This is a genomic window from Microcoleus sp. C2D2, from assembly GCF_036702495.1.
Lineage (GTDB): Bacteria > Cyanobacteriota > Cyanobacteriia > Cyanobacteriales > Microcoleaceae > Microcoleus.
In genome coordinates, this window is sequence record NZ_JAUBTO010000185.1 from 1 (window position 1) to 13077 (window position 13077).

At 46.5% G+C, this 13077-nt stretch carries 3 protein-coding genes; 2 read left to right on the forward strand and 1 reads right to left on the reverse strand.

Annotated features, from left to right (window positions below):
* Positions 1 to 4196 (reverse strand): serine/threonine-protein kinase PknK (locus QUB61_RS34035; RefSeq protein WP_333190319.1); only part of this gene is annotated, 4196 nt, incomplete at its 3' end.
* 1531 nt (positions 4197 to 5727) lie between these two features.
* On the opposite strand from QUB61_RS34035, the gene QUB61_RS34040 reads away from it, so the two are divergent.
* Entirely contained in the window at positions 5728 to 9369 is a 3642-nt protein-coding gene (locus tag QUB61_RS34040; protein WP_445301005.1) for a CHAT domain-containing protein, read from the forward strand.
* Positions 9370 to 9493: 124 nt separating this feature from the next.
* A partial coding sequence (locus QUB61_RS34045; RefSeq protein ID WP_333190323.1) for a DUF4347 domain-containing protein occupies positions 9494 to 13077 on the forward strand: 3584 nt, incomplete at its 3' end.

A 13077-nucleotide genomic window follows, 5' to 3' on the forward strand; every position in this document is an offset into this window, starting at 1 on the left:
TGACAGGTTTCAACGGGGATTGACTGCAACACGGTGACTTGTTGGGAATTTATTGTCCCTTCAGCTTCAATTAACAGTTGTCCCTGGCTTGATAAAATTAGATATCCTCTTTGCGCCCCGGCACTTTCCATCCAAATTTTCATCAAGCTCGACATTAGTTTATCTAGCATTATTTCACCGGAAATCGCCTGAGAAGCTTTCATTACTGTGGTAATATCTAAGTTAGAACCAGAACCAGTTCTCGTCACTATTGCGGTAGCTTTACTGTTTTTATTTCTCGGTTTAATTGGTTTTAATAACTGAGGATATCGCGTTTCTAAATCTTTTACCTTGGCAGTTGCTCCCCATTGGATATAACAATAATACGCCTCAATTATGTAGAGTTGGGCAAAGTTTTCTTTACCCCATTCCCAGTAGAATTTTGCGGCTAGTTCGTTAGCCAGGCCTTCTTCATTAATGTATTTATTTTCTTTAGCTCCAGCAATGGCGCGATCGTACATTTCAATCGCTTCTGCTTTATTGCCCAAAACTCTATGTTGTTCAGCCTCAACTAAATGGCTTTTATGCAGATAATTCATGGGAGCATTTTGCGCCCACTGTTTCAGCCTCGTTTGATGAATTTGTACCTGATTGAGAATTTTTGCTTGCTCATTTTCTGGCTGTGTGGGGAAAAGTGCCAGGTGCGTCAGGGCTGCATAAAAATGAAAAATGGGAAGATGAATACATCCCGAAACTCCCATCAAATACGGCTTGACTTGAGCAATGTGGTCTATGGCAGCCGGATAATTGCCAAATAAGTAAGCAAGCAGCAATTTGTAAATGTATATAATAGCGATCGCACTAAAGTCATTGTCCTGATGATTCCTAAGCATCATCATCTTTTCATCGTAGGCAGTTCCGATCGAGCAATCCGACAGAATACGGGCTTCCCTCAAGTTCTTCACCGTCTGCTGCGTCATATCCAACAAAACCAGGGCAGAATATTGCTTCATCTGAGCCAAAGCAGCACTGTAACCTGCTATTTCTGGTTCCCAAGTGTCTAGTTCTACCCCACCGAAGAAATGGGCATAAAAATAAACATTTATGTTGGTGCCAGCGTTGAGAAAGTCACCAGTTTCCATACCAGCCGTATAGCCATCTTTCAACGTCGGTATAATTGCCCTCAGAGCTTTTTGGCGATGCTGAATAAAGCTGCCAAACAGAGCCAGAGTTACAGACTTAAATTCCCGTAAATTGAAGCGATCCAGTAAGTTTAGTGCCAATTGCCCAAAGGCATAGCCCGTTTCGACCTCTCCCAGAAAGGCACACAATACCAGTCCGTGAATCACATACCCTACCGTTGATATGCGTGCATTTCCAAAGGAGAGCGATAAACTCACCATCGTTGAGCTAAGGAGGGGCATTAAACCGGGCATTACCCGGAAAATTGCTAAATCTAACCTACCAGACAGTTGCATAGCTGCCTGAGTCTGTGGATTTGTCATTACAGGCAGGTCAATCAATTCCTCAATCTTTCTTCCCAGGAGTTGACTGGCAACGGTTTGTAGCGCCTTGCCAATCAAGGCTTCGTCAGGTTCGGTAGGGAGTTCAACCCCCAGTTGCAAGAGTGCATTTCTGCCCACGGCGATCGCCGCCAACATCTTGCCCTGGGCTGTTTGTGCAGATATCTGAATTTCGTAAATTTTAACTTTGTCTAAAATCGTGTGAGCTTCTTGCAACACCAGTTCTGCCATTTGTTCCATGCCTTCAAGGTCAGCATTCAAATAGGCAGCTTCAGCGGCAGCAACGTAGAGATTTAAGGTCAATTCATACTGACTTTGCCAGCAGTTAGCTGTTAGTAGATCGATTCCTGTTTGCAGATAGATCTTTGCCGCAGCGTAGGCGGTAGAATTTCTTGCCTTGCGTCCGGCTTCTAAGTTAAGTTGTGCTAAGGCTTCCCGCTCGCTTGGCTGGCTGATTAATTCTTGCCCTAAATTCAAATGCCCGACAATATTAAACAGTTTTTCCTCTTTTTCATTCTCAGAGTAAATTTTTTGAAGTAACTGTCCTATTTTGAGATGAGTGGCTTGTTTTTGGTTGTCGGGAATCAGGGAATAAGCGGCTTGCTGGACGCGATCGTGCAGGAAGCGATAATTTGGATTGGTAATAGACTCGCTATTGGATTGCTCATCTGTTGGAATCAAGCATTTATAGCCTTCTGTAATGGGTAAAATGAGTTCTTCTTGTAATGCTCTCCAAAGTGTTGATGCTGTTTGTTCTGGTAATTCTTCGCTGACTATTGCCAAGGTATCTAAATCAAACTGCGCCCCTATGCAGGCGGCAAGTTTGAGAACATCCTGAGTAGGGGCAGGCAACTTCTGCAATTGCACCGCCATAAACTCCACCACATCCGAGGCGTCGGCAAATGTAACTCGAGCAATATCGCACTGCCACCCCCCTTTACTTCCCCCTTTACTCAGGGGGGACACAGGGGGGTCAAAGATAATTTGACCATCTTCATACAACGCCTTGAGGAATTGAGTCGAGAAAAATGGATTACCTTTGGTTTTTTGATAAACCAATTCTGTCAAGGGTCCGGCCAAATATAAATCGCAAATCAGCGTATCTGCTACCAACTGATTCAAATCTCTTTGGCTCAAAGGTTGCAGGGTAATAGTATTCACCACTGCCCCAGACTTCACAATCTCATCCACCGCCAACATAAACGGATGAGTAGGGGACACCTCATTATCCCGATAAGCACCCAATACCAACAGATGCCCCTTATCCTGCATTAACAGTTGTAGCAATTTCAAAGATGCCGAATCCGCCCACTGCAAATCATCCAAAAAAATCACTAAGGGATGTGAGGCGGTAGTAAATACTTGCACAAACTTTTGCATCAGCAGATTGAAGCGATTTTGGGCGGCAGTCCCCGACAATTCTAGTGCAGGACTTTGAGGGCCAATGATGCGTTCTAACTCAGGAATCACCTCAATTAGCACTTGCCCGCTGTCGCCCACTGCTGTCAGAATATTGGTTCTCCATGTTTGTAATTGAGCATCACTTTCTGATAATAATTGCCCCATCAATTCCCGAAATGCTTGCACAAATGCACTGAAGGGAATATTGCGCCCAAATTGGTCGTATTTGCCTTTAATAAAATAGCCGCGCTGTCTGGCTATCGGCTTGTGGACTTCGTTCACTACTGTAGTTTTACCAATCCCTGAAAAGCCAGCCACCAGTATCATTTCGGCGCTACCTGTACTGACTCGCTCGAAAGCCACTAATAGATTATAAACTTCACTTTCCCGGCCGTATAACTTTTCGGGAATCAGGAAACTGCCTGTAATATCTCGCGTTCCCAAGTCAAATTCTTCTATGCTACCCGTTTCTTGTAATTGAACCAGACAACTCTCTAAATCGTGCTTTAGCCCCCCGGCATTTTGATAGCGGTTTTCGGCATTTTTCGCCATCAATTTACAGACTATTTTCGAGATAATTAGGGGAATTTCTGGCTTGATTTCGTGCGGAGAAATCGGCTGTCTGGCAATGTGGCAGTGAACCAACTCTAAAGCATCTTCTGTCTCAAAAGGCAGTTGTCCTGTCAGCAATTCGTAGAAGGTGACGCCGAGGGAGTAAAAGTCACTGCGGTAATCGAGAGCGCGGTTCATCCTGCCAGTTTGTTCCGGCGAGATGTAAGCGAGAGTTCCTTCCAGAACGCCGGGGTTTTTCAGGCTCGGCGTTTCTCGTGTTAGCTGAGTAGAAATGCCAAAGTCAATAATTTTTAATTGTTTTGTTTGGGGGTTGTAAACAATATTAGAAGGGTTAATATCTTTGTGGATGATGTTTGCCCTATGAATTTGCCCTAAAATTTCAGTTGTGGCGATCGCAATTTGTAAAAATTCTTCGAGAGTAAACGAGCGCTGCTGCATCCAAATTGTCAAGGATTCGCCGCCAAAGTCCTCGACAAACATCACCAGGCTGTTTTGGTATTTTTGCAAGTCATAAACCCGCACGACTCCCGGCTCTTTTAGCTCTTGGGTGATGCGGTATTCGGTGCGGTAGCGCACCAATTCTTGAGGTGTGGGGTAGCTCTCTTTGAGAAGTTTGAGGATAATCGGCTGGTTATCTGCTTCCCGAATCGCCCGGTAAACCAGAGAGTTGGTACTTTCATAGAGAAGTGTCTGGGCGGCAACGCCTGCAATAGAGAGCATATTGATTTTTCGGCAAAAAATTAACGCGCAGTCAAAACGTACCAGCTTTGTTTCCACAATAGCGCGTTAAAAAGGAAAAAATAAGCTTTATTAACAAATATTTAGTTTTTTGGCTAGCAGCCTGCAAATACTTTCTGGTTGCCCGCATTCCGCGAGCAAGCTTTGTATGCTGCCTCAGCAGTCGATCGCATTTTCTGGCCTTGATGTTGAGATATAGCAACCGCGCCCGATAGTGAGGGCGTTCTTAATCGCTGAAACCATTAGATATCTCCAAAAGCTCCTAAAACCTCTCCCCGCTCGGTTTATGGCTGCCTGCCCCATGCATGGCAGCCATAAACCAACGCTTAAATAAGGGTTGAAATATTTTTTGATAAAAAAAACATAATTTTATTGCCTAATTTTCACTATGTTTTTTCTATTTATAGCTACTTTTATTGATATTTAACTCTTGCACCGCTCCGCCATCTAATTAATCCACATACCAGCAGAATTACTGGCTCATAATTGTCAAATTTTCAGCGAAATCTTGCTGTTACTCGAAAAATATTCACCCACCTAACTATAGGTTCTACAAAAAAGCTTTTCTAACCATGTATTTATTTTTTTTATTCTGAGCATCTGTAATATTTTAACTTCGAGTTCTTTTGTGAGGAGTATCAATGAGGGGTTCCCCTACATAAGCTTTATCCCCTTGAAACTTTGGCTCTGGATTCCCTTCTTCGCCTCGGTAAATCAAAATTTTATGTTTGCCCTTGCTCCAGTTTCTATAACTACTACGTAAACCATTTATTAGTCACAAAGCATCACAATTATTTTATTTTTCAAGGCGATGTTTTTCCTGCTTACCTGAATAGTCTTTTTTCTCGACTTTATAGTCTGTAGGTTTTTCTATTTGCTGTTCATAGCTATCTACATCGAAACTCAAATTTACTTAATATTTCAATAACGCATTGCCATTCCGCATATTTTTTTTACCTGTTATAATCAAGAAGCAGGCAACCGTTATCAGAAAAACTTTATTTATTTGTGAGAGACTTAATTAGCTGCTGATTCGCTGAGTTCCTAAGCTGTCGCGCATTTAAATTGTATATTCAGGGCGGGCGGGACGCCCACCCCACAAGACTTTGATTTTTTTTTGACATACAATTTAAATGCCGCAACAGCTTATGAGACTCCTAACATTTGAAATGTGGGAAGATGGTATAAGTATACGCTTGGTCAGGAGAATCCGATCGGCAATCTTGAGTTTAGGTGGGCGACCACCTCCGCCTTTGATGATGCCAATTCAAGAATTATCTTGAACTTTTTTCTGCTGGTTATACAAAATTCAGCATGAGCAATTAGTCCTATGAGTTGATCCGAGTCTAGACGCAATAGCCTCGTGCTTTCTCAGGGAGGTTTTTCGATTTCCGAAGTTGACTCATGAAAGTTAAGGGAATATTCTATGATAATATTGAAGCGCTCGCAGTGTTAGTTTATTTGTGGGGGTTATCTAATGAAACTAGCCTTTTTTTCTAGACCGAGTGCTGCAATGCTAGCGCTCGCAGCCACTATTTTGAGTACAGCGGTAGTCCAAGGACAACCGATTGTTCCCGCACCCAATGACGCTGGCACTACTGTCACGCCTAGCGGCGATCGCCTGAATATTACAGGCGGTCAAACTTCTAGAGATGGAGCGAATCTTTTCCACAGTTTTCAAGAGTTTGGGCTTAGCGAAGGGCAGATTGCTAATTTTATTTCTACTCCCGCTATTCGCAACATCTTAGGACGGGTAGTAGGTGGGAATCCTTCTATTATTAATGGTTTAATTCAAGTAAGTGGCGGGAATCCTAACCTGTTTTTAATAAATCCTTCTGGTATTATCTTTGGTTCTAATGCTAGCTTAAATATTCCGGCGGCTTTTACGGCTACTACTGCTACTAACATCGGTTTTGATTCCGGTTTGTTCAATATTGCAGGAGCGAACGATTACAGTACGCTAATAGGAACTCCCAATACTTTTTATTTTAATCTCAGCCAACCGGGAAGTATCCTCAATGCAGGTAATTTAGCAGTTCTGCCTGGAGAAAGTATAAGTTTAATTGGTGGCACTGTCGTGAGTACGGGTTCCCTCAATGCTCCCCAAGGTAATATTATTGTCGCTGCTGTCCCGGGTGATAATGCAGTTCGGATTAGTCAAGAAGGGCATTTATTAAGTTTAGAAGTTGCGGTGGCTGACGGGGGATTCTTGGCACAGAATGGGCAATTATCTCTGCCTTTGTCTCTTCCGCAATTACTTGCGGGTGGAAGTAGGAACTCTGCTACTGATATCTCGGTTAACGGTGCCGGAGAAGTGGTTTTGACAACGGGTTTGAGTGTGGAAACGGGAGATGTGGCAATTGCTAGTTCTACTGTTAATAGTCAGAACGCTACACTCTCGGCAGCACGTAATCTCACTTTGGTAGAAAGCCAGCTACTTACTGAGAAGAATTTGTATCTGTTGGCAGGAGATACGGTGCGGGTGAGAGATGGAAATAACGCTTTCAGGGCGATCGCAGGCGGCAATCTTACTATACAAGGTAATCAAAATATTGATATTTTCGCGCTAAATTACCCTAAGCCTGCATTCCAATCCTCCGGGGATATCACATTATTGAGCAATGGCAATGTTTCCGGTGATGCTCACTTCGCTGCAGGTGGTAATTTTGCTATTCTCACATTGTCTGGCGATCGCAGCAGGTTTGTCAGTTTGTTCGACCCGATTATCAGCTCCGAGGGAGATGTGAGGTTTGGGGATTATACTGGAACCTCACTTAAGGTGGAAGCAAAAGGTGCGATCGCGGCGGGAGATATTAGTATCATTGCGGCAGATACTACTTTGTCAGGTTCTGCCGATCCAGATGCGGCGGTGCTTTCAGGTAGTCCAGCTTTAATTCTGCGATCGGGCGTTTCGACTCTGGCGAATCCTGCGAATCTGCCGCCGAATGTTACCGCAGGGGAGACATTTTTTGCTTCTGGGGGTGTTGCTTCGAGCAATAACATCGGAGTTGGAGCGATTTCGACAGCAGGCGGACCTGTGATTTTGGAGTCACCAGGGGACATTGGGCTCGATGCGATCGCCACGAATGGGGGCAATATTACTCTCAAAGCTGGTAGGGACATCGCCGTTACAGGCACTCTTCAGTCTACTGGCGGCAGTATTGACCTCACTGCTGGCAATTTGCTCGCAGTCAGCGGCATTTTTAGAGATAGCAGCGGTGTAGATGCGAGCATTTCCAGCGCTAATAATGGCACCGGTGGCGGGGCGATTACTATTCGCCACGGGGGGAGCACGACTACACCCTTTATTGTCGGCGATGCGAGAACGAATGGGACGACGGGAGCGATCGCATCAGGTTCCGAGACAATTTCGCCGCAGTTCGCCGTGCCGGTGCCGCCTAGCACTTACACTCAGGGCAATATTACTATCATTACTTCCGCGCCAGCACCAACACCAGCACCAACACCAGCACCAACACCAGCACCAACACCAGCACCAACACCAGCACCAACACCAGCACCAACGCCATCTCCAACGCCGGAACCAACACCATCTCCAGCACCAACACCAACACCAACGCCAGCACCAACACCAGCACCAACACCAGCACCAACACCAGCACCAACACCATCTCCAACACCATCTCCAACACCATCTCCAACACCATCTCCAACACCATCTCCAACACCATCTCCAACACCACTACCAACACCAGCACCAACACCAGCACCAACACCAGCACCAACACCATCTCCAACACCAGCACCGGATAGCTCAATTACCAATGCGATCGCTCAATCTGACAACCTGAATATCATTAATAGAATTGAATCTATTTTTAACTACAGATCCGATTGGGTAAGCGAAGTTGTCCAAACGGCATCGCCTCTAAACACAGTTAGCCCCAGCGATATCACAGGACTAATCGATAGAGGCGATATCTCTCAAGCCACTTTGTTTATCGATAGTTTATACACTGAACAAGTGGGGTCATACATTAACCAGGAAACCCCGCGTGATTTGCAATCTATTACGGCCATACAGGAAAGAATTACAGCGATCTCCAGCCAAACTGGTAAAAAACCAGCCATTATTTACGCCTTCGCCCGTCCTGAACAATTAGACCTGATCTTCGTCCCCCCTAGAGGCATTCCAATTCACAAAAGCATCCCCGCAGCTAAGCGTGAAACCCTGATGGAAGTCGTCGCCAAATTGAGGTCTGAACTCCTTAATCCCATAAAAATCAAGACTCAGACATATTTGCCCCCATCCCAACAACTTTACCAGTGGATAATTGCGCCCTTGGAAGCTGATTTGAAAGCTCAGGGCATCGATACGCTACTTTTTACTATGGATGCGGGGTTGCGAACGATCCCCTTAGCCGTCCTCCATGACGGTTCCCAATTTCTAGTAGAAAAATACAGCATCGCACTCATTCCCAGCGTCAACTTGACCGATACTAACTATGAAAGCGTTAAAAATGCTGAAGTTTTAGCAATGGGAGCCTCGCAATTTACCAATAACGAACCCTTGCTAGCAGTGCCTGCAGAACTTAACGCTATTGCCTCCGAATGGAAAGGCAAATCTTTCCTCAATCAAACCTTTACTCTCAATAATCTGAAGTCGCAACGCCGCGCCCAAGCCTATCGAATTATTCACCTCGCCACTCACGGAGAGTTTAAGTCAGGAGGACCGAGCAATTCTTACATTCAGTTATCAGACACCAGGCTAACACTCGATCGCGTGCGCGAACTAGGGTGGAATCAGCCGCCTAAAGTTGAGCTATTAGTGTTGAGCGCTTGTAAAACTGCTGTGGGTGATGAGGGCGTGGAATTAGGCTTTGCGGGGCTAGCTGTACAAGCGGGGGTGAAGTCAGTTGTGGCGAGTCTTTGGTACGTCAACGATGAAGGTACTTTAGGGTTAATGGCTGAATTTTACCATCACTTGAAGGTCGCGCCGATTAAAGCTGAAGCCTTGCGACAGGCTCAAATTGCTATGATTAAAGGTCAAGTTCGCATTGAAAATGGCCGTTTAATTTTGGCAAACTTAAATAAGGAGTTAGAATTGCCACCAGAATTAGCTAAACTAGGTAATAAAAACCTCTCCCATCCTTATTTTTGGTCGGCATTTACAATGATTGGGAGTCCTTGGTAATGTCATTGTTCGCTGTGTTCCGCAATCGCAAATATTTTAGGCGTGACTCGCAATTAGATGCTAGTGAGTGGATAAGTCCTAATTGAGTGAGACATATAATACTTAAAAAGTAAAGAGGTTACAAATGATACAAGAAAACCTGGTTTCAACTCTAGTTTTTATTGACTCAAATATTGAAGATTACCAGAGTTTAATTAGCGGCATTTCCCCAAATGCTGAAGTAATTATCCTAGATGAAACGCTCGATGGCATTGAGCAAATCACCGAAAGGCTAGCAACTCAACAAAATATAGAAGCAATCCACATCATCTCTCACGGCAGTCCAGGTGCTGTACAACTCGGTGCAAATACACTCAACAGCAGCAACATAGAAAGCTTCGGCCCTCAACTCAAACAGTGGCGCAAAGCATTAATTCCCGGTGCCGATATTCTCCTGTACGGGTGTAATGTCGCCGCCGATGTACCGGTGACCACTGACATCGACTACATCCCCCACATCAACCAGGAGTTAAAACCCCTGTCTCATTGCTTAAGTCGGTTAAAGCCGACTCAAGACAATCTTGACAATTCACTTATTCGGTTCTCTCAAGATGACTTTCGCTATCAGACGGGGGTTAAAGCCACCGGCCGGTCTGGTGTTAAGCCGACAAAACCTAACCAATTGCTCGAACGCCTGAGTGAATTAACGGGTGCCGACATCGCCGCCTCCGCCAACCTTACAGGCAATGCCGCACTGGGTGGAGACTGGGAACTGGAAGTACAAACAAGCCCGATCGAAACACCAATACCATTTAACCCCAACACCCTCAAAACTTACAAGGGCGTACTAGGCTTTGCCCCCAAAGTTGACTTCCCAACTGGCATTTACCCCAACTCCGTCAGCATCGGCGACATCGACGGCGACGACCTCCTTGACATAGCAACGGCGAACTACAACAGCAGCAACAACGTCTCCATCCTGCTCAACACCACCGCCACCGGCGCCACCACCCCCACTTTCGCCGATCAAGTTATCTTCCCAACTGGCGGTAAGCCCAGCTTTGTCAGCATCAGCGACATGAACGGCGACGAGCTCGGAGACTTAGTGGTGGCGAACATCAACAGCGACGATGTCTCCATCCTGCTCAACACCACCGTCGCCGGATCCCCCCCCACTTTCGACACCCAAGCCCCCTTCCCTACTGGCGATGGGCCCAACTGGGTCAGCATCGGCGACATCGACGGGGACACGAAACCTGACATAGCAACGGCGAACATCAACAGCAACGATGTCTCCATCCTGCTCAACACTACCACCGCCCCCGGAGCCCCCCCCACTTTTGCCCCCAAAGCAGACTGGCCTACTGGCAGTATCCCCAGGGCCGTCAGCATCGGCGACTTCAACGGCGACGACAAACCTGACATAGCAACGGCGAACATCAACGGCAACGATGTCTCCATCCTGCTCAACAACACCACCGCCCCCGGAGCCCCCCTCACTTTCGCCGATCCAGTTTCCTTCTCTACTGGCACTAATCCCACCTCCATCAGCATCGGCGACTTCAACGGCGACGACAAACCTGACTTAGTAACAACGAACTCTGGCAGCGGCAACCTCTCCATCCTACTCAACACCACCACCGACCCTACCACCCTCAGTTTCGCCCCCCAAGACTTCGGTACTGGCGCTGGGCCCCGCTCCGTCAGCATTGGCGACTTCAACGCGGACACGAAACCTGACTTAGCTTTGGTGAACTTCATCGACAACACTGCCTCCATCCTGCTCAACACCACCCCCACCGGAACCGACACCCTCACTTTCGCCAACCAAGTTGACTTCCCTACTGCCGAGGGGCCCATCTCCCTCAACATCGGCGACTTCAACGGCGATGACCTCCCTGACTTAGCTGTGGCGAACTACAACAGCGACAACGCCTCCATCCTGCTTTACACTACCCCCAAAGTTACTGCTGTCACCGCCACCGCTGACGGCAGCTACGGTGTCGGTTCTACTATCAATATCACCGTCACCTTCGATGCCGGTGTCAACGTAGATACCACAGGTGGCACGCCCCAACTGCAACTAGAAACAGGCACAACTGACCGTTTTGCCACCTATACCAGCGGTAGCGACGGTACTGTACTCACCTTCAACTATGTAGTGCAACCAGGAGACACCTCTGCCGACTTAGAATATTTCGCTACCAACGCCCTCACCCTCAACGGCGGCACAATTAAAGAAACTGCTGATACAGCCTTCGATGCGTTCTTAACCCTCCCCACCTTAGCCACAGCCAACTCCCTCGGCGGTAGCAAAGCCATAGTTATTGAAACTGTTGCACCCACCATCACCAGCGTCACCTCTCCCACCGCTAACGGCCGTTACGGCACAACCGGCAACATCAACGTTACCGTCAACTTTAGCGAACCCGTTACTTTAGCAGGCGGTAATATGAGTGTCCTCTTAGACACGGGCGGCACTGTTACTATTGCACCTGTCACGGGCACATCTGCTGTCGGCACTTATACTCCAGCAACCGGACAAAATAGCCTCGATCTTAATTCAAATAGTATAACTTTAGCGCCTGGTGCAACCTTAAAAGATACTGCTGGAAATAATGCAATCTTAACTATTCCTGCGGGGCAATCTTTAGCGGATAGCAAAGCCATAGTTGTAGACACAGTTGCCCCCACAGTTGACTTAACATCAACGGACCCAGCAACCACAAACGCACCATTTTTAGTCACAGCAACATTCAGCGACAGCGTCACAGGATTTATTCCCGGCGACGTTAATCTTACTAACAGTACGATTGGCAATTTCACGGGTAGCGGCACAACTTATACTTTTACCGTTACACCTAATGCTAGTGGCCCTGTAACCGTTGATGTCCCAGCAGCTACAGCAACTGATATTGCAGGTAATAATAATACCGCCGCCCCTAAACTGACTCGTACTGCTGATTTTACAGCCCCCACAGTTGACTTAAAATCAACGGATCCAACAACCACAAACGCACCATTTTTAGTCACAGCAACATTCAGCGAAAGCGTCACAGGATTTATTCCCGGCGACGTTAATTTTACTAACAGTACGATTAGCAATTTCACGGGTAGCGGCAGCAATTATACTTTTACCGTTACACCTAATTCTGAAGGCCCGGTCACCGTTGATGTCCCAGCAGCTACAGCAACTGATATTGCTGGTAATAATAATACCGCAGCAACTAGGTTAACTCGCACCTATGATGCTACAGCGCCAACAGTTGCCTTAACATCCGCCTCAGCAACCACAGTCAACGCACCATTTAGCGTCACAGCAACATTCATTGAAAATGTCACCGGCTTTGATAATACTGATATCACCGTCGCCAATGCGAAGGTCGGTAACTTTGTCACACTTGATGCCAAAACTTACACCTTTGATGTCACTCCCACCGCTGATGGTAATGTCACCGTTGATGTACTTGCGGCAACAGCTACGGATACTGCGGGTAATAACAATACGGCCGCCACTGGGTTAACTCGTACCGCTGATTTTACCGCACCAACAGTTACCTTAACATCCGCACCAGCAACAACCGTCAACGCACCATTTAGCGTCACAGCAACATTCAGCGAAGATGTCACCGGCTTTGATAATACTGATATTACCGTCGCCAATGCGAAGGTCGGTAACTTTGTCACACTTGATGCCAAAACTTACACCTTTGATGTCACTCCCACCGC

Bases quoted from the DNA above. Each gene is read 5' to 3' on its own strand.
- QUB61_RS34040 (WP_445301005.1), top strand. From the start codon at position 5,728: ATGCTAGCGCTCGCAGCCACTATTTTGAGTACAGCGGTAGTCCAAGGA.